Annotated in this window: 15 protein-coding genes and 1 pseudogene; 4 read left to right on the top strand and 12 right to left on the bottom strand. The window is 67.3% G+C overall.

Annotated elements, in window-relative coordinates; all coding sequences use genetic code 11:
- Window positions 1-95: 95 nt before the first annotated feature.
- The gene (locus ACFU9E_RS02280; protein WP_380680162.1) at window positions 96-770 is read left to right on the top strand and encodes a hemolysin III family protein; all 675 of its coding nucleotides are present in this window, start codon (window positions 96-98) and stop codon (window positions 768-770) included.
- Here the strand turns inward: ACFU9E_RS02280 and ACFU9E_RS02275 are convergent.
- The gene (locus tag ACFU9E_RS02275; RefSeq protein ID WP_380680159.1) at window positions 741-1,265 is read right to left on the bottom strand and encodes a hypothetical protein; all 525 of its coding nucleotides are present in this window, start codon (window positions 1,263-1,265) and stop codon (window positions 741-743) included. The two genes, ACFU9E_RS02280 and ACFU9E_RS02275, sit on opposite strands and share 30 nt — an antisense overlap.
- Before the next feature lie 309 nt (window positions 1,266-1,574).
- Here ACFU9E_RS02275 and ACFU9E_RS02270 point away from each other — a divergent pair, with 309 nt between their 5' ends.
- Together ACFU9E_RS02270 and ACFU9E_RS02265 are read left to right on the top strand one after the other, a co-directional pair.
- The gene (locus ACFU9E_RS02270; protein WP_380680156.1) at window positions 1,575-3,191 is read left to right on the top strand and encodes an MFS transporter; all 1,617 of its coding nucleotides are present in this window, start codon (window positions 1,575-1,577) and stop codon (window positions 3,189-3,191) included.
- An 8-nt stretch (window positions 3,192-3,199) separates the two neighbouring features.
- On the top strand, window positions 3,200-3,856 hold the full coding sequence (locus tag ACFU9E_RS02265; protein WP_380680153.1) for a TetR family transcriptional regulator: 657 nt from the start codon (window positions 3,200-3,202) through the stop codon (window positions 3,854-3,856).
- 63 nt (window positions 3,857-3,919) lie between these two features.
- On the opposite strand, the gene ACFU9E_RS02260 is transcribed toward ACFU9E_RS02265, so the two are convergent.
- A complete protein-coding gene (locus ACFU9E_RS02260; RefSeq protein WP_380680150.1) occupies window positions 3,920-4,801 on the bottom strand; it encodes a hypothetical protein in 882 nt (293 codons plus the stop codon).
- An 8-nt stretch (window positions 4,802-4,809) separates the two neighbouring features.
- Window positions 4,810-5,457, bottom strand: a complete 648-nt coding sequence (locus tag ACFU9E_RS02255; protein WP_380680147.1) for a papain-like cysteine protease family protein — start codon at window positions 5,455-5,457, stop codon at window positions 4,810-4,812.
- A gap of 285 nt (window positions 5,458-5,742) precedes the next feature.
- Here ACFU9E_RS02255 and ACFU9E_RS02250 point away from each other — a divergent pair, with 285 nt between their 5' ends.
- Window positions 5,743-6,675: a hypothetical protein gene (locus ACFU9E_RS02250; RefSeq protein WP_380680144.1), complete on the top strand. Its 933-nt coding sequence runs from the start codon at window positions 5,743-5,745 to the stop codon at window positions 6,673-6,675.
- 35 nt (window positions 6,676-6,710) lie between these two features.
- Here the strand turns inward: ACFU9E_RS02250 and ACFU9E_RS02245 are convergent, their stop codons facing one another.
- From ACFU9E_RS02245 to ACFU9E_RS02205, 9 genes and pseudogenes are all read right to left on the bottom strand, one after another.
- Window positions 6,711-7,571: a GNAT family N-acetyltransferase gene (locus ACFU9E_RS02245; protein WP_380680141.1), complete on the bottom strand. Its 861-nt coding sequence runs from the start codon at window positions 7,569-7,571 to the stop codon at window positions 6,711-6,713.
- 143 nt (window positions 7,572-7,714) lie between these two features.
- A pseudogene (locus ACFU9E_RS02240) lies at window positions 7,715-9,764 on the bottom strand (thioredoxin domain-containing protein); the annotation flags it as partial.
- A 136-nt stretch (window positions 9,765-9,900) separates the two neighbouring features.
- A complete protein-coding gene (locus ACFU9E_RS02235; protein WP_380680138.1) occupies window positions 9,901-10,737 on the bottom strand; it encodes an HNH endonuclease in 837 nt (278 codons plus the stop codon).
- 20 nt (window positions 10,738-10,757) lie between these two features.
- Window positions 10,758-12,284 carry an AAA family ATPase gene (locus ACFU9E_RS02230; protein WP_380680135.1) on the bottom strand — a complete coding sequence of 509 codons (1,527 nt, stop codon included), beginning with the start codon at window positions 12,282-12,284 and terminating at the stop codon, window positions 10,758-10,760.
- Window positions 12,285-12,422: 138 nt separating this feature from the next.
- Window positions 12,423-13,145, bottom strand: a complete 723-nt coding sequence (locus ACFU9E_RS02225) for a M48 family metallopeptidase (RefSeq protein WP_380680132.1) — start codon at window positions 13,143-13,145, stop codon at window positions 12,423-12,425.
- Entirely contained in the window at window positions 13,132-16,224 is a 3,093-nt protein-coding gene (locus tag ACFU9E_RS02220; protein ID WP_380680129.1) for a type I restriction endonuclease subunit R, read from the bottom strand. Before ACFU9E_RS02220 ends, ACFU9E_RS02225 begins: the two co-directional genes overlap by 14 nt.
- On the bottom strand, window positions 16,221-17,348 hold the full coding sequence (locus tag ACFU9E_RS02215; protein ID WP_380680126.1) for a restriction endonuclease subunit S: 1,128 nt from the start codon (window positions 17,346-17,348) through the stop codon (window positions 16,221-16,223). Before ACFU9E_RS02215 ends, ACFU9E_RS02220 begins: the two co-directional genes overlap by 4 nt.
- Window positions 17,349-17,479: 131 nt before the next feature.
- A complete protein-coding gene (locus ACFU9E_RS02210) occupies window positions 17,480-19,915 on the bottom strand; it encodes an N-6 DNA methylase (protein WP_380680123.1) in 2,436 nt (811 codons plus the stop codon).
- A gap of 1,321 nt (window positions 19,916-21,236) precedes the next feature.
- Window positions 21,237-21,638: a DUF4357 domain-containing protein gene (locus tag ACFU9E_RS02205; protein WP_380680120.1), complete on the bottom strand. Its 402-nt coding sequence runs from the start codon at window positions 21,636-21,638 to the stop codon at window positions 21,237-21,239.
- Window positions 21,639-21,860: the final 222 nt, after the last annotated feature.

The following is a 21,860-nucleotide window of genomic DNA, read 5'->3' as shown; positions in this document are numbered from 1 at the left end:
CCTCCCAATGCTCCAAAACGTCCAAGTCGTGATGAGCGCCACTTCCTACGGCCGGGTAACCTACGGACCCGTAGGTAGCGGGTAGCATGCCGCTCATGACTGCTGAGCTCCTGGAGAGCACGGGGCGTGCCGAGCACAAGCCGAAGTGGCGCGGCTGGCTGCACGCCGGAATGTTCCCCGCCACGGTGGCCGCCGGGATCGTGCTGATCTGCCTGGCCGAACCGGGCCCCGCGAGGATCGCGTGCGCGATCTACTCCGTCAGCGCCTGGCTGCTCTTCGGGGTCAGCGCGGTCTACCACCGCTTCCACTGGGGCCCGCGCGGCGACGCGATCCTGCGCCGGCTGGACCACGCGAACATCTTCCTGATCATCGCGGGCACCTACACCCCGTTCACCATCCTGCTGCTGGACGGCGCCGCCCGGCAGGTGCTGCTCTGGGCGGTCTGGGGCGGCGCGCTGGCGGGGATAGCCTTCCGCGTCTTCTGGGTGGGTGCGCCGCGCTGGCTCTACACGCCGGTGTACCTCGCGCTGGGCTGGGCCGCCGCGTTCTTCCTGCCGGACTTCCTGCACACCGGCGGCGTCGCGGTCCTGGTGCTGATGATCGTCGGCGGCGTGCTCTACAGCATCGGCGGCGTCGTGTACGGGCTCAAACGGCCGAACCCCTCACCGCGCTGGTTCGGCTTCCACGAGGTGTTCCACGCCTTCACCCTCGGGGCCTTCATCACGCAGTACGTCGGGGTCTCACTGGTGGCCTACAGCGCGGCCGGCTGAGCCCGGCGCCCCGTGACGGGCGGTCGGCCGGTCGTGCGACCGGACGGCCGCCCGTTCCGCCGTCCACTCCCGGACCGGGTGCTCGTGCGCCCGGTCGTGCGGCGTGCGGTCGTACGCGGCCCGCTCGTGGGTTCCGTCGTGCCGGCGCTCGCGCGGCCGGTCGAGGCGCTCGTGGGCGTGCGGGACGCGGACCGGCCGCCCGGCCTGGCGCGCGTCGATCGCCTCCCGGGCCCGGCGGCAGCGCTCGCAGTGCGCCGCGTCCACCCTGCCGGCGGGCGGCCGCTGCCCGCGGGGGGACGACCGGCGGTCCGGCTCGGACGCCTGGTGGAGCAACTGCCAGCGCCGCCCCACGTAGACCATCAGCAGCAGCACCTCGACCCCGGCGACCACCAGCACCAGCGCGGCGCCGTGGATCAGATAGGCCGCGACCACGGCCAGCGCCGAGCCCACCACCACGGCACCCCAGATCTGGGCACCGGACTCCCGAACGGCCATGACGGCTTCTCCTTCCTGCGCCGGGCTCGTGGTCGGCCCCTGCCGCCCCACCCCTTCTCCGCTCTCGGCACGTGCCGGTCCGCACTGACCGACGGCCACATCGTATCTACCGACAGTCACCCGCAGCCGCCGGAAAGCGGCGAACGACAGATCAACGTTGCGTCAATTCCCCGTGCGGAACGAGCACTTCCAGGACACATCACGGAGCGTAATCGGGAGCCGATGCCTTTCGGACATTGACGGCGGCCATCTTTTGGGAGTTACTGTCATTTGACAGAGACTCCCTTCGCTGGTCTCCGGAGGTTTCCCGTGCCAACTCCGCCCGTCGAGCCCGCCGACCCCGTGGAGCCCACCGCGGCGGCGCCCGGCCCGGACCCACGGCGCTGGCTCGCGCTCGTCGCGGTCGCGCTGAGCGTCCTGGTGATCAGCCTCGACATGACGGTGCTGAACGTGGCCCTGCCCACGCTGGCCTCGCAGCTCGGGGCCACCACCGGACAGCAGCAGTGGATCGTCGACTCCTACACCGTGGTCTTCGCCGCCGTGATGCTCCCCGCCGGTCTGATCGGTGACCGCTTCGGCCGCCGCTTCACCCTCACCCTGGGCCTCGCCCTGTTCGGCCTGGCCTCGGCGGTCGGCATGCCGGCCGACAGCCCGGCCACGCTGATCGCCGCCCGCGCCGCGATGGGCCTGGCCGGCGCGCTGGTGATGCCGATGTCGATGGCGGTGATCCCCGGCCTCTTCCCGCCCGGCGAGCAGCGGCGCGCCACCGCGATCCTGGCCGCCTCGCTGGCCGTCGGCACCCCGCTCGGCCCGCTGATCGGCGGCTTCATCCTCCAGCACTACTGGTGGGGCGCGATCTTCGTGATCAACCTGCCGCTGGTGGCCATCGGCATCACCGCCTGCGTCGTCCTGCTGCCGGAGACCCGCAACCCCGCCGCGCCCCCGATCGACGTGCCCGCCACCCTGCTCGGCGCCGGCGGGCTGGCCGCGCTCACCTACGGCATCATCGAGAGCCCCGAGCGCGGCTGGGCGGACCCGCTGGTGCTCGGCACCGTCGGCGGCGCGCTGGTCGCGCTCACCCTGCTGGTCCTGCGCAGCCGGCGCCGGCCGGCCCCGATGCTCGACCTGTCGCTGCTCGCCGACGCCGCCTTCCGCTGGTCGACGGTGGCCGCGACGCTGGTCTCGCTGGTCCTGTTCGGCGCCTTCTTCGTGCTCCCGCTGTACTTCCAGAGCGTGCTCGGCGCGGACGCCTTCGGCACCGGACTGCGGCTGATGCCGATGATGCTCGGCCTGATGGTGGCCGCCCGGCTCAGCGACAAGCTGGTCGCCCGCAGCAGCCCCCGGACGGTGATCGTGCTGGGGCTGGGCCTGCTGGCCGCCGCCCTGCTCATCGGCAGCCGGACGGAGGTCTCCGACGGCTACGCCCTCGCCGCCGGCTGGCTCACCCTGCTCGGGGTCGGCATGGGCCTGTCCCTGATCACCGCGCAGGCCACCGCCCTGCTCACGCTGCCGCCCGCCCGGGCCGGGGTCGGCTCCGGGCTGCTGCAGACCTTCCGCCAGGTCGGCGGGGCGATCGGGGTGGCCGTCTTCGGCAGCCTGCTCGCCAACGCCTACCGGGGCACGCTGGACACCGGCGGGCTGGCGGCGGGCGCGGCCGAACAGGCCGGCCGGTCGGTGGTCGCGGCCGACGCGGTCGCTGCCGCCTCCGGCGACCCGGCGCTCGCCGCCTCCGCGCACGGCGCCTACGTGCACGGGATGACGGTGGTGCTGCTGGTCTCCGGGGCGATCGCGGTGCTGTCTGCGGCGCTGGTCGCGGTGCGGATGCCCGCCGTCGAACCGGCCGGGCCCGCCGGGCCTCCCGCCCCGGAGAGCGCCCCGGAGAGCGGCCCGGAGACCGGCCCGGTGCCCGCGACCGATCACGGATAATCGAAGACATGAACGCAACGCGGCCGGCGACGGCACCTCCGGCGGGACCGGGCAATCCGATCCAGGCGATGCTGGAGGCGCCGCTGTCGCTGCGCGAGCGGAAGAAGCTGAAGACCCGCCAGACCATCCGCCGCGAGGCATACCGGCTGATCGCCGAACAGGGGTACGAGAACACCACGGTGGACCGGATCGCGGCCGCCGCCGAGATCTCCCCGTCCACCTTCTTCCGGTACTTCGCCACCAAGGAGGACCTCGTCCTCACCGACGAGTACGACCCGGCGATGATCGAGGCGCTGCTCGCCCGCCCCTCCGACGAACCGTTTCTGCGCTCCTGCCGGGAGGCCGTCATCGGGATGATCCGGCACCTGCTGGAGCACGAGCGCGAGGAACTGCTCGTCCGGATGCGGCTGGTCAGGGACGTCCCGGCGCTGCGCGCCCGGATGATGGACAGCGCCAACGACCCGCGGCAGCTCTACCTCGCCGCGCTGACCCGGCGGGCCGGCGTCCCGGAGCCGACCTTCACGATGCGGATCGCCGCCACCGCGCTCGCCGCGGCCACCACGGAGGCGGTGCTGCAGTGGGCCGAGTCCGAGGGCGCCGAGGACATCGCCGACCTGGTCGACCGCGCCTTCGCCATCCTGGAGAACGGCTTCGCCGACCTGTAGGGCGCGGGGGACGGCGGGGCCCGGAACCCCGCCGTCCGCTGTCCACTCTCCGACGTCCGCGGGCTACCCGTTCCGCGGGGCCGTCCGCCGGCGCAGGGCCACGCCCGCGCCCGCGAGCGCGGTGGCGCCCAGGGCCGCGGCCGCCGTCACGGCCGGCAGCGCCGTACCGCCCGCCGTACCGCCCGCCGTCCGCTCGGCGGCGGGCTCGTAGCCGCCGCCCCGGCCCGCCCGGTCGTACGCCGAGCCGGGCAGCTTGTCGCCGTACCGCTGCCGGACCAGGCCCTGGTACGCGGCCAGGCTCACCCCGGCCTCGCCCACCGAGCGACGCGCCTCGTCGTCCAGCGGCAGCACCCGGCCGTCCCGCAGCACGTACCAGGCGTTGATCTGCGGCTCGCGGAACGCCGTTCCGCCACCGCCCTCCGCCGCCCGCTGCGCGTAGTCGCCCTCGTCGCCGCCGGTGGCGATGTTGACGACCCGCCAGCCGCCGCCCTGCTTCACCGTCCAGACCGAGGCGACCCGGCCGTCGGCGGCCACCACCCGGCTCGCGGTGAACTCGGCCCGGGCCACCGGGGCGCCCGGCGTGCCGGACACGAAGGCGGCGTCCAGCGTGTACACCGGCACGGTGTCCCCGGCCAGGCGGGGCGCGGTGGCGGCGGGCGCCGCCTCCTCGGCCGCCCCCGGGGCGAGCCGGCCGGTCGGCGGGAGGCCCTTGCGGGCGAAGAAGCGGCCGACCTGGTCGAGCACGGCCGGGTTCTGCACCGCGCCGTGGGCCTCGGCCAGCTCCGCGGCCGGCACCGGCTCGGGCACCCCGGCGCCACCGGACCCGCCGACGGCACCGGCCGGACCCGCGGCGGACGCGGCCGGCGCGAGCGCCAGACCCAGACCGGCGGCGAGCAGGACGGCCGCCGCGCCGCGGACCAGCGCGGCCCTCTGCATGCTGCTCATGTCGCCCCTCACGCGCCGATCCGGTACAGGGAATGGGTCCAGGAGAACGTGCCGTTCGACACGTAGTAGTTGTAGTCCGCCCAGTTGTAGCGGTAGTTGGACGGCCACGGGTCGCCCCAGTAGACCCAGTTGTTGCCGGTGTCGTAGCCGTACACGACGTGCATGTGGCCGCCGCCGGAGCTCCACTGGATCCGGGTCTCGACCGGCCGGTCGGCGTTCACCTCGGTCTGCACCGTGCTGTAGCGCAGGTAGCCGGTGACGTACGAGCCCGGGCTGATCCCGATCCGGCTCAGGCCGTTCTGCACATCGCCCAGCGTGGCCTGGCTGTTGGGGCAGGCCGAGCTGCCGGAGCGGCCGAACGCGGCGTTGCAGAACTGGTTCTGGCTGTAGTTGTAGCCGTAGAAGGTGGCGATGGTGTTGCCGCTCGCCGCCCAGCACCAGTTGGTCTGCTGTTGCTGCTGCATGGTGATGTCGAGCGTCTTGTAGGTGCCGGCCAGATCGGCCGTGGCACCCGCGGCGGCGGGCCGGACCCGCTGCAGGGGGGCCGCGGGGGCGGCCTGGGCGGGGGTGACGGCCGCGACGCTGAGCGCCGGGCCGAGGACGCCGAGCGCGAGCACCGAGACGGCGCGGCGCAGGCGTATCCGTGTGACGGACATGGGGGATGGCCTCCTTGCGGCAGGCAGAGGAGTCGAGAGGTGTGGGGGTGCGGTCCGGATCGCGCCACCGAGCATCGCGCTGTTGACATGGCCGGTCAACGGTCCTCGGGCCCCGCCCGTCCGGGTGTGAACGGGGCCCGCCCCGCTGTGAACGCCGGCCCCGGAACCCCCGCCGGGAGCGTCAGGACCGGTGACAAACCCCCCTCCAGATGTGAATATTCACGACCCGGGCCCACCGCACGGGCCCCCGCCGGGCCGCCCCGCCCCGCCATCCGAGGAGGCCGCATGCAGCGGACCGACCAGCCCGACCTCGTCACCGCGCTGCGCACCGGCCCCTTCGACCTCGCCCTGCGCACCGCCATCGCCACCCGCGGCCTCGCCCTGCACCGCGTCCGCGACCACCTCGCGCAACGCGGCGTCCGCATCGGGGTGACCAGCCTCAGCTACTGGCAGCAGGGCCACCGCCGTCCCGAACGGGCCGAATCGCTGCGCGCGGTACGGGAGTTGGAGAAGGTCCTGGACCTCCCCGCGCACTCCCTCACCCGGCTGCTCGGCCCCCGGCGGGCCGCCCCCACCGCCCCGGCCGGCCCGCCCGTCCGCCCCTACCGCGACCTCATCACCCCGCCCACCGCCGTCGACGACCTGCTCGCCGAGCTGGCCGGCCCGCGCGACAGCGGGCTGCACACCATCACCCACATCGAGCGGATCCGGATCGGCGCCGACCGCCGGCTCCGGCGCCGCGACTCCCAGCACGCCCTGCGCGCCCACCGCGACGGCATCGACCGCTACCTCGCCATCCACCAGGGCGACCCCGGCAGCGACATCACCCGGGTCGGCGTCCGCACCGAGGACAACTGCCGCCCCGGCCGCGTCCGCCGCGACCAGGCCCACGACCTGCTGATCGCCGAACTCCTGCTGGACCGCCGGCTGCGCGCGGGCGACACCCATCTGCTCGGCTACGGCTTCGACGACGCCCCGGCGCCCGAGCCCAGCTGCGAGTACCTCCGCGGCTTCCACTCGGGCGCGGGGCAGTACGTCCTCCAGATCACCTTCCACCCGGACGCGCTGCCCGTGCGCTGCCACCGCTTCGCCCGCCGCTCGCCCGAGGAGAAGCCCTACGAGAGCGAGGAGCTGACCCTCGACGGCCACCACTGCGTGCACCTGGTCGCCACCGCCGTCGGGCCCTGCATCCTGGGCATCGGCTGGGACTGGGAGTAGCCCCCTCCGCAACACCCGGATCGCTCTCTGCTCCGTCAGTCGCCGAAGGCCAGCTCCAGGCAGTCCTCCACCGGCCGGTAGCCGATCTGCTGGTAGATCGAGTTGCTGGTCGGGTTGGAGAGGTCCGTGTACAGCAGCACCTCCGCGGCCCCGTCGGCCAGGGCGGCGGCCGAGGCGGCGGCCGTGACGCCGCTGGCGTACCCCCGGCCGCGGGCCTCGCGCGGCGTGTAGACCGGGCCGATCCGGGACATCCCGGCGACGACCGCGCTGGCCCCGGCCACCGCGACCGCCCGGCCGCCGTCCTCCCACAGGTGCAGCTGACCGGCGGCGGTCCGGTCGTCCACCACCATCGCGGTGTCGGGGATCCGGATGTCCACCTCGGCCGCGAACGCGTCGAACCAGCGGATCAGCAGCTCGCGGTCCGCCGCCCCGGCAAGCCGGGGGCGGCCGGCCGGCGGGCGCGGCGGGTCGGTCAGCGCGCCGAGCCGGTAGAGGCGCTCCTCGGTCTTGACGGTCGGGGTGGCCCCGGTGGCCCCGGCCCACGCGTCACCGAACGCCCGCACCGCCGCCACCCCGCCGCCGACCCCGGCGAGCGCGGTGAACCCGGCCCAGGCACCGGCGAGTTCGACGGCCAGTTCGGCCGCCGCCCGCTCGGGCATCAGCCCCAGCCGCGGGGCGAACGGCGGGGTCTGCAGGAACACCCCGGCGACCGGCCCGTCCGGCTCGGGGCGCCACCAGCCGAACACCGGCGCACCGGCGCCGTAGTAGTGGAGGCCGCGGGCCGCCAGCCGGTCCGTGATCGTCAACAGCACGGTGTTCTCGGCCGGGTTGGCGCCGAGGAAGTCGCCGGCCTGGGCGCGGAAGTCGTCGAGGGAGGTACTGAGAGTCCAGGGCATGGCCCATCCTCCCCCGCCTCCCCCGGCGCCGACCACCGCTTTTACCCGGCCTGTCCGTGCTGCCCGTACTGCCCGTCCCGCCCGTCCCGCGCGGCCTGCCCGCCGGACTCGACCTGCCCGGCCTGCCCGGCCGCGAACGCCCCCAGCCGCTCGGCGAGGGCCGCCGGGTCGGTGGTCGGCAGCTCGCAGGCGAAGTTCCGGCAGACGTAGGCGGCGGGCGCGCCGTCGACCAGCGGCCGACCGGCGAGCAGCGGCACCTCGTCGCTGCCGGCGCCCGGCTCGCCGAACGCGACCACGGCGCCGGGCGCGGTGCCGAGCAGCGCGGCCCGGTGCAGCGCGGCCGTCCCGGGGTCGCCGGCCGGGCCGATCACCGCGACCTCGCGCGGCCCGTCGGCCAGTGCCTCGGCGGCGGCCAGGCCCCAGCCGATGAACCGCGGCGCGCGCGAGGCGAGCGCCCCGACGATGCCGAGCGCCCGTTCGGCGGCGGTCCGGTGGCGGTCCGAGCCGGTGTACGCGGCGTAGCCGAGCAGCGCGGCCGCGGCGGCGGTCCAGCCGGACGGGGTCGCGTTGTCGGTCGGGTCCTGCGGGCGCCGGATCAGCTCCTCCGCGTCGTCGGCGGTGTCGTACAGCGCGCCGCTCTCCTCGTCGGCGAAGTGCTTGAGCACGGTGTCGAGCAGCCCCCCGGCCAGCTGGAGCCACTCGGCCTCGCCGGTGACGGCGTACAGCGCGAGGAAGCCCTCGGCGGTGTCGGCGTAGTCCTCCAGCACGCCCGCGTTGGCGCCGGGGCGGCCGTCCCGGGAGGTGCGCAGCAGCCGGCCCTCGGGGGTGAGGTGGACGGCGAGCAGCAGGTCGGCGGCCCGTTCGGCGGCCCGGACCAGGTCGGGGCGCTCCAGCAGAGCACCGGTCTCGGCGAGCGCGGCGATGGCCAGGCCGTTCCAGGCGGCGACCACCTTGTCGTCCCGGGCGGGCGCCGGGCGGGCCGCCCGGGCCGCCAGCAGCCGCTCCCTGATCGCCTCGTACTCGGCGAAGTCCTCGGGGTCGGCTAGGAGTTGGAGGACGGAGCTGCCGTGCTCGAAGGTGCCGTCGGCGGTGACGGAGAACAGCCGGGCGGCGGTGGCCGCGTCGGCGGGGCCGAGCAGGTCGACCAACTGGCCCGGCTCCCAGACGTAGTAGGCGCCCTCGGCGGTGGCCCCGGTCTCCTCGTCGAGGCTGTCGGCGTCCAGCGCGGAGGCGAACGCGCCCTCGGGGGTGCGCAGTTCGCGCAGCAGGAAGTCGGCAGTGGAGAGCGCGACCCGCCGGGCCAGCGGCGAGCCGGTCGCCCGCCACAGGTGCAGGTACGCACGCAGCAGCAGCGCGTTGTCGTAGAGCATCTTCTCGAAGTGCGGCACCACCCAGCCGGCGTCCACCGCGTACCGGGCGAAACCGCCGCCGAGCTGGTCGTGGATGCCGCCGCGGGCCATCGCCTCGCCGGTGCGGACGGCCATCTCCAGCGCGGCCTGCGAGCCGGTCCGGGCGTGGTGGCGCAGCAGGAACTCGATCACCATCGCCGGCGGGAACTTCGGCGCCCCGCCGAAGCCGCCGTGCCGCGGGTCGAAGTCGCGGCTGAGCGCGACGAGCGCCTGGTGCAGGTCGGCCTCCCCGGGCGGCTGGTGCACGCCGCTGCCGACCGCGTAGACGGAGGATCGCTCGGCCAGGTCGGCCCGGATCCGCGCGGCGACCTCGCCGACCTCCTCACGCCGGTCCCGCCAGGCGGCGTGCACACCCTCCAGCACCTGCCGGAACGACGGCATGCCGTGCCGGGGCTCGGACGGGAAGTAGGTCCCGAAGTAGAACGGCTCCTTGCCGGGCGTCAGGAAGACGGTCATCGGCCACCCGCCCTGCCCGGTCGCCGCCTGCACCGCCTCCATGTACACCGCGTCGACGTCCGGCCGCTCCTCCCGGTCGACCTTGACCGCGACGAAACGCTCGTTGAGGTACTCCGCGATGCCCTCGTCCTCGAACGACTCGTGCGCCATCACGTGGCACCAATGATCATCAGGCTAAGTGGCACGACGAATAACCCACCGAGAGAAGGATGGGAACGTCGCGCCGCTTGGCCTCTTGCATCGCCTCCTCTCCCCATGGCCACCAGTCCACAGGATTGGAGGCATGCTGGAGCAGGTACGGCGACGTCGCGTTCGCGAGTCGATTCATACCGGCATCGTCGCACGATCCAGACTATCCAGCCCAGTTTCCGAGACAGGTGCCAGCCTTACAGACCCAGTGGCAGCTGCAAGGTCAGCCCGCGCCACATAGCAAAACACAGCTGTCGGCTGCGAGGCCATGAGCCTCAGTTGGAAGGGTCATGCGTCGAGGGACCCTGGCAGTAGAGGTCGTCGGCAGCGAGCGTCCGGTAGGTGACACCTTCACAGCTGTTGAGGTCGACGGCGAGTCGGGTCTCTGCTTGCTCCTGTAGGTAGTCCCGGACCATGCGTGCGCCACCGCGTTTGCGCTGCCGGTCGACACCGTACGTCACATCGGAGATCGCACGGTTCGCTTCGATGGCGTAGCGCTTCCCGAGCTCGAAGAGCGTGAAGTGGTTCTTGACCCGCGCAGTGAGCGTGGCGTCCCAGGATGCCGGTGGGCTGACGAAGAAACGCAATCGCACTGTGCCGAAGTCATGGATCGCTCGTGCGTCCAGCCAGCTCTCATGGGATACCCGGTCGAGGTACGGATGCAGGATCGTGTTCTCGGCGCTGTCCGGACGCTTATTACCCTTGATTAAATTACACCGCTCGCAGACGGGCACGAGGTTGAGCGGATCCACGCACAGTGCAGGGAAGAGGCTCTTCGGCATGTAGTGGTCGAGCTGACGGACGGTACCCTGTCGGCACAACGGGCAGCGTTCGTTGGGTGGAGCCGCCATCAGCTCGTCGCGTATTACCCGCCCCCCGACGGTCTGCATGCCGTTTTCGTACGCCCAATCCACAAAGGTGCTGCCAGCAATCTCAGGAACCGTAAAGCCCTTCGCATCAAGGTCGTGCAGGTTCCTGGCAGCCGCGGCTTCGCGCAGCATCTGGCCAGCCTTCCTCACGGTGTCGGCCGCCTTGAGCAGCCGCTCACGCCGCCCTTCCGCCGTGGTGCTGCGGGCTACGCATGCCTGGTAGCTGTCACTTGCCTTCCGCATGGGAACCTTCAGGGGCCACATCAGAGGGGACCATCCGTCTTCTCTGCGAGGAGGATCCGGACCAGCCCCTTTGCCTCTCCGCCGAGCTTGCCGCCAAAGTAAGCAAGGACTTCTTCGTATGAATCCAGTGCGGCCACCGCTCTGCCGACCTCCGCGTAGAAGCCTGACTCCATCACCTCCAGCCCAAACACCTCGTGGGTCAGCACGCCGACGTTCTCGCCGTACGTCTCAAGCTGAGGGCGCTCGACGCGGCTAATCTCGCCTTGGCGTATGAGCTTGTAGACGCAGGATTGTGGCATCGCCTGAAGCACGACAGGCGAGTGTGTAGCGACTACGGCGACACCGTTCCGGTCGGCCAACAGGTGAGACAGCGCCTGTATGAAAGAAGCCAGCAGTGGCGGATGCAAGTGGGCCTCGGGCTCGTCCACCAGGACTAGGGACTGCTCCACCACGAGGTGCACGAGTTGTGTCATGGTCAGCACTACGATCGCGTGGCCTGAGCTCATCCGCCCAAAGGCAGCGGTCAGGTCACGCACGTCGGAGTCCGTGACTTTCATGCCGGCCCGTATGTCACGGGCGTAGGCCGCGACAGCGGAGTCTGCGAACTGCGGGTCACGGCTCAGCAGCAGCATTGTGTCGCGCCAGCGCATGAGGTCCCGCGAGTCGATGACGGCCTGGACTCCAGCACTGAAGGCCGCTTGCAGTCGTTGCTGCTGGGTGCCGGTGGACAGCTCATCGAGCGAAGTGCTTTGCAGGCCGACATAGGTGTACTTCACCGCTCGGGGATCACTCTCCTCGACCACTTCGACGAAGGGATCGAACGCGCTGAAGGTGACTGACACCACGTTCACAAACCGCTCGCCGTCTGTGGACGTAGACGTCGGGAGCACGTCCATGCGCCCGAATTCCGCGTGCCTCCCGGGCAAGACAACCGCAGCGGCCAGATTCCGCAGCAAGGTCGTCTTGCCAACCCCGTTGCGGCCGATGAGGGCGTGGATATTGCTGGACGGCCTGGAGTCAGGATCAACCTTGAAGTCAAGAGCACTCTCAGCGCCATGCCCCGCTGCGGTGTAGCGGAACCGGTACTCGGTCAGCCGGGCTCCGCCACGGGCGATCCGGTTGAACTGCGCCCTGACCGTCTGTTCCTCAACCGTCCGCAACAGTGATGAGTGTGTCACTGGATACTGCATAGCAGTATCAAGAAGGTCCGGGTTGTAGGCAACGTCAGAGAGCCCTCGAAGGATCTCTTCCCGTCTGTCATGCCCGAGCTTTTTGATGTTGTCGTAGTAGAGGTCGCTCTGCCCGAGTGAGAAAAGTTCACCCGGTGGCGAGCCATCATAAACCCCCGCGCGGATGGGGCTGGGGCCGTCTCCCTGCCCGGCGACGGCGACCTTGACAAACCCTAGGTTCGTCTGCGTCTGCGAGTCTCGGTACCAAAGCGTATAGCTGGTACGAAAACCGAAGTCATCCCAGTCATCGGCCACTAGGACCGCAGCCTCGGGGCCTGAGCGCACCGGTGCGTCTTGGGGCAGGACAATGAACTTCACCTGGTCGAGCCTCCGATTCTGCGGCGGACACCCGCACTTCGGTCGAACTGAGTTCGAACCCTATCGCCTCGCTCCGACAGGACGATCGCGATGCCGCCGGTTCGAGGGCGCGCGCCAAACTGGCGAATCACGCCATGCTCACGCCCACTCTTCCTCTGCGAGTGGCGCTTCATCTAGCCGGTCGCGAAGAATCCGCCAATTCGGCATGAATCTCTCCATGAGCTCGATGAAGCGTTCGCCATGGTTGCGTTCGAGGTAGTGCACCATCTCGTGAACAACGACGTATTCGAGGCAACTTGGATGTTTTTTGGAAAGCTCCACATTGAACCAGATATGTCCGGTCTCGCGATTACACGATCCCCATTTGGTTTTCATGCGCTTGATGTTCCACCGCGGCACCGACACCTCAAGGACGGGTTCCCACTTGGCAATCAAGTCCGGGATCACGTGCCGAAGCTGTTCCCGGCGCCAGCGGTCGAGCAGCGCCCGCCGCTGTTCAGCCGTGGTGCCGGCTTGGACGTACAGGAGCAGCCGCTCACCGTCCAGCTCGAAATGAGCCCGCCCAGGACGCTCCACGACCTTCATCCTGCAGCGGACCCCCCACACGTAGTGCGACTCGCCCGTGACCATCTCTCGCACGGACTGCCGTGCAGCCGACCGAAGCTGCCCGCGCTTCTCTCTGATCCATGGCAGGCGTTGGATCACAGCGAGTCGCACCTGCTCATCGTCGAGCTGGTGCGGCGCCGCCACACGGACGCGTCCCGAGGGTGGATAGACACCGATGTGCAGGTTCTTAATGTTCTTGTAGACGACATCGATGTCGATGCCGCGGATGGCGAGAGAAGCACTAGCGGTACTCATGGCGTGCCTTTAGCAGGTCCATGAGCTCATCAAACCTGTCGAAGTCGGAGGTCAGAGCTTGAGCAAGCGCACGCCTGACCCTCTTCTCCTTCATCGCGTTGCCCACCCACGAGTCGGGCTTGGTGTGAAGGATGGTGGTGTCCACAACCACGGCCAGCTCCGGTGACGGACCGAAGAAATCAATCAGAGCTCGGCGGCCACCATTATCAGCCCACTCCGGATACTTGGTTCCTGACTCGCCCTTGCCAATCTTGGACGCGTGCTCCAAGAGCTTCGCAAGGTAATCCTTGTAGTCCAGGGCACCCTGCCGCCGCTCTTCGAGTATGGCGTCGAGCAGCTCCGACATCTTGTCGTAGTACTTCGGGTTCATCGGGCGCTCATCGATGATCACCATACGCATGTTGTTGGTGATCGTTGCCGCAACCGCTTCCGGGTTCCTCCTGATACCCGCGGGAAGCCTCTCTAGCGCGCCAGCCCCCATCTCGACGATCAGGTGCATCAGGCCAGCTTCCTCGAAATCGGAGACGACCTCGGAGTGGCTAGCGCTGATGTACGTGTCCAACAAATGCCGCATACCGGCCTCGTACTGCTTGAAATCGACGTTCTCGCCAGCGCCGAGCTTCACCTCTGCACGCACGTCGGCGTAGTGAGCAATCTCTTCCTTGATCGCTGCGGCTTCGGCGTCGCTGAACCCGGCAGCCTGCATTTCGTTGGCGAGGTTGCCGTATGCGCGGGTCACCGCTGCCACGGACTTGTAGAGCTCGACCCGCTTGGGTTCGTTAGCCTTCAGCTGGACCGCGTTGCCATGCTCCCGGGAACAGAAGTACTGCTGGTACTGGAGGGTGTCCTTCGGTGGTTCGACTGGCTCACAGAGCGCCCGAATCTTCTCCAAGGCCTCATTGAGGTCATCCCGGGCCTTATCGATCCGGTCTGACAGCAGCCCTTCAACGTCCTTCGCTTCGTAACCGTCAAGAGCACCGCTCGTGTAGTTCTTGATCGCGGACTCAAGGGAGTTGAACAGGTCGCGGTAATCGATGATGTAGCCGTAGTCCTTGTCCTCGCCGTCGAGGCGGTTGACCCGGCAGATCGCCTGAAACAGACCATGGTCCTGCATCTTCTTATCGATGTACAGGTACGTAGCACTCGGGGCATCGAAGCCGGTCAGAAGCTTGTCAACAACGATGAGCAGCCGCATCTGGCCCGGGTCGTTGATGAAACGTTCCTTGACGTCCTTTTCGAACTGCTCGACCTTGCCCATCGCCTTGTCGGCAGGCTCGTTGAAGTGGTCCGCGAGCATCTGCCGGTAGATCTCGTACTGGCGCAGCCGCTCGGTCGCGCCGTGGCCTGAATCTTCCTTGGCGATGTCACTTGCCTGCGGCGTGTATGACGTGATGATTGCGCACTTGCCCTTGAACCCGGCCTGCGTGAACAGCTCGTAGAACTTACACGCCTGGTAGATGCTCTGACTGACGAGGATGGCGTTGCCGCGGCCATCCGCCAGACGCTGCTTGACCTCCATGTCAAACAGAATGTCGTTAACGATCTGCCGGGCCCGCGGCTCCGAGCTGGCGACCTTCTGAACGGTGCCCCAGCGCTTCTTGAGCTCGGCGCGGGACAGGTCAGTCATACCGCGGGTCTTGGCCTCAAACCACTGGTCGACCTTCGCCGGCGAGGTCAGGTCCTGGTCGATGTTGCGAGCCTCGTACCGCAAGTCGAGCACGACGCCGTCTGCAATGCCCTCGTTGAACTTGTAGGTGTGGATGAAGCTGCCGAACCGCTGGACAGTGGTGTCCTTGTCCTCTTTGAGAAGGGGCGTGCCTGTGAAGCCGATGAACATGGCACCAGGCATGAGAGCCTTCATGGCGTCGTGCATCTTGCCCGACTGCGTACGGTGGGCTTCGTCGACAAAGACGAAGATATTGCCCTTGACCTGGAAGTCCTTGGGGACGATCGCTTTGAGTTCACGAATGAACTCGCTCTCAGCTTCATCGCGGGCCTTCTCGTCTTCCGAGCCGCGGAACTTGTGAACCAGCGAGCAGATCAGCCACTTCTCGTCGGCATTCAACGCGGCAAGGAGGCCAGGGCCGCTCTTGGTGCGGTAGATTTCCTTCCCGACCCCCTGGAAGACCTTTTCAATCTGCTCATCCAGTTCGGTCCGATCAGTAATCAGCAAGACCCGCGGGTTCGTCCCGACCTGAGATTCCCGGATCCAATTGGCCAGCCACACCATCGTCAGGGACTTGCCGGAGCCCTGGGTGTGCCAAATGATGCCGCCCTCCCGCTTGGCGATCCGCTCCTGAGCCGCCTTGACGCCGAAGTACTGGTTGTGCCGACACGTTTTCTTCTGTCCTGAGTCGAAAACCATGAAGTCGTGAACCAGCTCGAGCAGGCGCTCCTTCGAACAGAGTTGCACCAAGGAACGGTCGAGCGGATCGGCAATGTCAGACGGCTCACGCCACGCCAACCAGTGCTTCTCTGGCGTGTCGATGGCGCTGTAACGCAACCCCTCTACGTCGTTGCCGGCCATGACGAGCTGCACCGTGGTAAAGAACGATCGAATGAACTCAGGACGCTGATTCCCGATGCTCTGCCGGATGCCGTCAGAGACGGCAACCTTCGAACGCTTGAGTTCGATCGTCCCGAAGGCGATTCCGTTGACATACAACACGATGTCAGGGCGCTTAATGCGTTGCCCCGGAACCGTCACTTCCTCGGCCAAGGCGAAGTGATTTGCTTCGGGGTGCGCCCAATCGACGAGCCAGACCGTCTCCGTCTGGGCGCCAACACCGGGTTTAAGCTTCACCCCGTACCGAAGCAGGCCGTAGACGTCTCGGTTCGCCTCGTACAGATCGCGGCCGCCACCGAGCGAGGCGTCACTCCTCAGCTTGTCGATCGCTCTGTTGATGAGGTTGTCGCTGTAGCCCCGGGCGCGAAGATTTTGAGTGAGCAGCTCCATATCAACGTTGGAGTTTGCCGCACGGTGTTCCCAGTTGCCGAGGTACTCGTATCCCAACGAGTCTCGGAACAACTTGACAACTCGGTCTTGAGTCATGCGCTCCGACTGGCCGACGTTGCTCATTCTGCGCTCTCCTTAACGGGAAGGCGGGTGCGGCCTGTGAGGAGCTGCTGCATCATGCCTTGCTTGAGAGCGCGCGCCTTATCGAGGCGGATCTCATGGACAGAAATTTCGGTATCCATGTCAGACAAGACCTCAGCAATCGCCGCCTGTTCGCGTCGATCAGCAGGCCAGCGAAGAAGAAGATTGCTAAGCCTCGAGCTGCCTAGATGCGCGACCGAGGTGGTCTTCGTAGCGATAGCCGCAAACGCCCCCGTCCGCTGGCAATATCGAAAGAGATGCGCAGCGAATTCGGGAGACGTCGCCGGGTAGGCTCGAAATCGGAGCAGCTGATTCTGCATTGCGCAGGGAGTTCCGAACTCACTACTGTAAATAGAACAGCGACCGACGAGCTCTAGAGACTGACCTTCATTGAGTAGAACATCCCCGATCTCAATGCGAAAGCGCTCAAACTCGACATCTGTCATAGGCATCCAAAGAACGTCCTCGAGCTCGATTCGCCCATCAAGCACGTTCTTTGTCCGAAGGTAGGGGCGCAAGGCTCCGGCGCCGCTGACGTTCAGCGCCTTGCCAGCAAGGACATCCCCCATCTCAGTCACACGACGATACTCCCAGGTACCCTCGAACCCCTGCAGGCGCGTCCGACCGGTCAAGAGCTGCTGCATCGCAGCTTGCTTGATTTCCTTCTTCTTGGCAATTAGATACTTGATGTGCTCGATGGCTGCTTGTGCGTCTTCGAGAGCAGCCACGACCGCGTCTTGGTCGGCCCGTGAAGGAAGTCTGACGGGCAGCGCGGAAAGGATAGCGGTGTTCAAATTCGGCATCGTGCCGCCAACAGCGTTATCCTGCAACCATACTTGCGCTGGTCGTGACCCCAGATAGTGCGCCACATACTCCGGATTAACAGTAGCCCGATTGCTCCCGAAACGAGCGGCGAGGCAGCCAGTGCCACATAGCCAACCCACTTGCCCCGCACGGACGATGGACCTGCGGCCAACATCGCCCCGGCGACTGAAGATGATGTCGCCCTCGCGTAGAGCATGCCGTCGCAGCTGACGGGCGTGCCAGTCACCGACTCTCGCAATGCCTTTCTCGACGATCTCATTGTCGCCCAGATTGATTGGCATTACCAGTGGAGTTCCGACCAATTTGTAGTCACTCGCGTGGAGTTGGCTTCCAAATGGCCCCGTCTGGATCACGCCTCCCGTACGACTTACAATTTCACCCAGTGTTGTGGACTCTTCGTGCATAGCGCGATTCACCGGCTGAATCCCATAGCGGAAAGGTGCTCTGCAAGCCTTGCATGGATCGTCTCCAGCCGGGCCTCAAGCGCACCGGGTGTCTGTGCATACCGCCGGCCGAGTTCTTGGAGGCGCGCAACCAGAGCAAGCGTGAGTGACTCAGCCTCAGATGCCACGCCGTCGGCGACCGCTGCATGCCACTTATCGTCGAGCACCAGCTGCTTGATCTCAGGCTCGGTGAGATCGCCGTACTTCTTGAGGGTTGCAAGATCGAGCGCGGCCTGCGCCTCCTTGGCGTCCTTCTTGGAGACAGACTCTTGGTTGTACAGCTTGATCAGATGCTGCAGCACCTTGATCTCTTCGGGGTCAGCTCCTTCATGCCGGGCCACCTTGAGTCGCGTCGAAGCGAGAGCCTTTGAGATCTTGCCGTCGTCCATCGCCTCAGCAAGCAAGCCTTCCTCGACGGCGTGCTCTTCGATGTACTCCTCAACAGCACGGCTTGCCACTTCGGCTGCCGCATTCAGCGAGTCGGCCTCAGCCTGCTCGTCCGCAAAGTAACGAGCTACGACAAGCGCCGGCGGGATGAGGTCCATCTTGTACTTCGTGGCACTGCGTCCCGAGCCAATGACCAGGTCCGGGGTCTCGGAGAGCTTGCGCACCTTATCCTCAATATTCTTGCGCGGCTTCGCCGCCTCACACCACCCGTCGTTCATTACGAGGAAGACGTCGTCGTGCATGACGCCGTGCCAATAAGTCATGAGCTGCTCGTAGACGTCGTATTCGTCGAGCAGAGGGGTGCCCTTGAACCGGGCCAGCAAATCGTCACTGATAAGAGCGATCAGGCCCTTGGGCACAGTGTCCGGGTTGAGCGCTTGCAGGACCGAACGGTGCGTGGCGAACCAATCGTCAACCTGGCCACGAACGCCCATGACAAACTTTTGAAACACATCGGAGTCCAAGATGGCCTGTTGCACCTCAGCCACGCTGATGGCCAGGTCGCTGTAGCCAGGGCGGTTCGGCTTGAAGAGCGTGGCACGAAGGCTCGAGAAAGCCTCCCAGTACCCGTTGAGTGAGTCCAGATTGTGGTCTGGGATCCCGCCGTGAAGATGGGCATGAAGGTCCTGGATATCCTCCGGCTCGGAGGAATCGATGTACCGCGGGATGTTGAGGTTGTAGTCGTTCTTCGGGTCGGCGATCTCATGCAGCAACACCATACGCGAATAGCGCTCGATCTCGGTCTGCTTGTTAAACACGTCGACGATCTTGTGAATATCCTGACTCCGAAGGCGGTTCTTGTTACCATCCTTCATGAAGCCCCTGGAAGCGTCTATCATGAAGACGCCAGTTCGCGCGTGGGAATTCTCCTTGTCGAGAACGATAATACAGGCCGGAATTCCGGTTCCGTAGAAGAGGTTCGCGGGCAGGCCAATGATGCCCTTGATGTAGCCACGGCGCAGCAGTTCCTTACGAATGTTGGCCTCAGCGTGACCACGGAACAACACACCGTGCGGCAAGATGACTGCGGCCTTGCCGTTGCCCTTGAGGGACTTAAGGATATGCAGGAGGAAGGCGTAGTCGCCGTTCTTCTCCGGCGGCCGGCCGAACTCGAAGCGACCGTAGTCGTTCTCTAGGCCATTGCTCCAGGACTTGATCGAGAACGGTGGATTGGCGACGGCGAAGTCGAAGGTCTGCAACCGTGCGCCTTGGGTGAACTGTGGGCTGGTAATGGTGTCGCCCTTGCGGATGTCACGGTCCTCGTAGCCATGGAGGATCATGTTCATCTGGGCAAGTGCCCAGGTGGCGTTGTCCTTCTCCTGACCGTAGATGGTGAGGCCACGTGGGGCTTCGTCAGCGACCTTGAGGAGCAGCGAGCCGGACCCGCACGTTGGGTCGTAGACCGTGTGGTCCTGCCGGGTAGCCGCACCGATACCGACGACCTTGGCGAGCACCCGCGAGACCTCGGCCGGGGTGTAGAACTGCCCCTTCGATTTGCCTGACTCCGTGGCGAAGTGCCGCATCAGGTACTCGTAAGCATCGCCAAGCAGGTCGTCGCCCTCGGCGCGGCTGCCTCTGAAGTCGAGAACCGCGAAGATCGCCACCAGTTTGGAGAGGCGATCCTGCATCTCCTTGCCCGTGCCGAGCTTCTCCTCGTCGTTGAAGTCGGCCAGGTCGATGACCTTCTCGAGTCCGTTGGCTTCGGCGAGCCTGCCGATGATCTTGTTGATCTTGTCGCCGATCTCCTTGTCACCCTTGAGGGCGACCATGTCATCGAAGGATCCGCCGACGGGGACATCGATCAAGGAGGTCGGGTCGGACTTGGCCTTGTCCGTCACATACTTCACGAACAACAATGTCAGGATGTAGTCCTTATACTGGCCAGCATCCATGCCGCCGCGCAGCTCGTCACAGCTCCGCCAGAGCGAGCTGTACAGGTCCGACTTCTTGAGAGCCACTACCACGTCACCCCATTGACTACGTCGAGACCAGAGCCGGACCGCGATTCCACGGCAGGGTGTACGTGTGGCCTGTCCATCCTTCGGCGCCCATCCTTCGTGTGTCCATGCGCGACCGCATCATCACTACTGGTGATGCTCAAGCTCAGTACCTCAACGATAGCGCCGGGAGCTGACGATGGATCCCGGTACCATCCGGCGCCTAAGGACGCAGCTCGAGCTCACGGCTCTGCGCGAGGAGAAGCCGATCTGCGGTGCTCGTGCGAGCTCCTCAAGGCCGCTTCGGCTTTTCGCCCAGGAGCTCGACCCGACCCGGCGACGGTACTGAGACTCATCGACGAGCACCAGCACCGCCTCGGGGCCGAGCCCGCCCTCCGGGAACTGCACATCCCTCGCCTCCACCTACCACCGCTGGCGCTCCGCGTCCACGAGCCCTGCGAACGCAGACGGCACGACGCCGAGCTGACCGGGCGGATTCACTGCATCCACGCCTCCCCTTCAGCGCGAGGTCACTCACGTCGGCCGCAAGCGGGGCGAGCGCCTGATGCGCCAGGCCTGCCTCCAGGGCGTCAGCCCGCGCCGGCCCCCGCTCCTTCACCCGCCACGACCCACGGACGACCTCGCCCCGGACCTGGTCTAGCGCGATTTCACTGCCGACGCCCCGAACCGGCTGTAGGTCGCCGACATCTCGCTCATCCCCACCGGCGAGGGCCCCGTGGCGGCTGGCCACGATCCGCGACGCCTTCTCCCGCTGGATCGTGGGCTGGCACACCTCCGAGCACGCGGACGCCGCCCTCGCCCTCATCACCTGGAATGCGCCTGTATGGCCGGGGAGGCTCATCCACCACAGCGACCACGACTGCCCAGTACATGTCCATCAAGCCACAAACCCGCCCGCTGAAGGCAGGAACCGCCCGGGGTGCCGCCAGCCACGGCACCGCCTACCGGCCGACCCCAGGATTCACGGCTTCCACGGCTCGCGCCGGCTGTGTATTCGCGCTGTGCTCGATGCCCCGGAACCCGTTCCCGAGGTAGCCGCCGATCACGATGACGGTGGCCGCCGCGCCGAGGGCGAGCGCCAGTCGTTCACCTCTCGACAGAGCGGTCGCGCCGTCCGACGGTGCGGTCCGGCGGTAAACGAGCACCCCGGTCGCGAAGGCCCCGGAAACGACAAGGGCAGTGATCAGGTCAAAGGTTATGTACAAGAAGCCCCTCGGGTTCGGTGCCCGCCGCCGAAACGGGACGCCTTGGCGGCGGGCACAGGCAAACGGCCTGGTTCACGGACGGACGCGACGCCCTCGGTCGGGGCCGCCTGGGTCGACTACTCGGCGTCCAGCTTCTGTCGCAGCTGATCCAACGTGGAACCGTCGGGCGTCCGCCACAGGGTCCAGCCGTTGATGATGTTGCCGGTCACAGCCTCGGCGGCCTTCGACGGTGAGGGAAACGGGGAGGAGTGCCCGTCGACGACGAGCTGACCGTCGGCGGTGACGACGGCGCGCCCCGACCTGTTGGCGCGGCGCTGACGAAACGTGAGGACCGTCCCCGGTTCGAGCAGGTCGGCGCGCATCAGCCCGGCCAAGGGCCCGTGGGGAATCACCGGAGCGGCCTGTGGGGAGACGGCCCCTTCACCGAGGGACAGGGTGACGTGGACGGTGTCGTCACCGCTCGCACTCACGAGTCGGGCGATGACAGCGGGGTCGAAGTGGATGCTCAGGGTGGCCATGCGCGCTCCTGACGTAGCCGGCCTCCCCCGACGGGACGCCTTTGCTCGTCTTCGATCTTAAGCAGTACAAGCTGCTTGAGTCAACTTTTAGATCCAGTGACTCAGGAGAAATTTCGGGCCACCGGACGACAACCGGCTCGCCTGCGGACGCGGTGAGCGGTGAAGCGCCGACAGGGCACGGGCCCTTCAGGCGCCGCAGCCGTTCGGGAGGCATCCGAAGCA

Origin of the sequence: Kitasatospora sp. NPDC057595 (assembly GCF_042800875.1) — a bacterium.
Taxonomy (GTDB): Bacteria; Actinomycetota; Actinomycetes; order Streptomycetales; family Streptomycetaceae; genus Kitasatospora.
This window is presented reverse-complemented; position numbering and strand designations above follow the sequence as displayed.

Coding starts and splice junctions, on each gene's coding strand:
- ACFU9E_RS02215 (WP_380680126.1), bottom strand. CDS start 17,348: ATGCCAATCAATCTGGGCGACAATGAGATCGTCGAGAAAGGCATTGCG.
- ACFU9E_RS02275 (WP_380680159.1), bottom strand. CDS start 1,265: ATGGCCGTTCGGGAGTCCGGTGCCCAGATCTGGGGTGCCGTGGTGGTG.
- ACFU9E_RS02255 (WP_380680147.1), bottom strand. CDS start 5,457: ATGTCCGTCACACGGATACGCCTGCGCCGCGCCGTCTCGGTGCTCGCG.
- ACFU9E_RS02205 (WP_380680120.1), bottom strand. CDS start 21,638: ATGGCCACCCTGAGCATCCACTTCGACCCCGCTGTCATCGCCCGACTC.
- ACFU9E_RS02265 (WP_380680153.1), top strand. CDS start 3,200: ATGAACGCAACGCGGCCGGCGACGGCACCTCCGGCGGGACCGGGCAAT.
- ACFU9E_RS02245 (WP_380680141.1), bottom strand. CDS start 7,571: ATGCCCTGGACTCTCAGTACCTCCCTCGACGACTTCCGCGCCCAGGCC.
- ACFU9E_RS02235 (WP_380680138.1), bottom strand. CDS start 10,737: ATGCGGAAGGCAAGTGACAGCTACCAGGCATGCGTAGCCCGCAGCACC.
- ACFU9E_RS02280 (WP_380680162.1), top strand. CDS start 96: ATGACTGCTGAGCTCCTGGAGAGCACGGGGCGTGCCGAGCACAAGCCG.
- ACFU9E_RS02250 (WP_380680144.1), top strand. CDS start 5,743: ATGCAGCGGACCGACCAGCCCGACCTCGTCACCGCGCTGCGCACCGGC.
- ACFU9E_RS02220 (WP_380680129.1), bottom strand. CDS start 16,224: ATGAGCAACGTCGGCCAGTCGGAGCGCATGACTCAAGACCGAGTTGTC.
- ACFU9E_RS02260 (WP_380680150.1), bottom strand. CDS start 4,801: ATGAGCAGCATGCAGAGGGCCGCGCTGGTCCGCGGCGCGGCGGCCGTC.
- ACFU9E_RS02225 (WP_380680132.1), bottom strand. CDS start 13,145: ATGAGTACCGCTAGTGCTTCTCTCGCCATCCGCGGCATCGACATCGAT.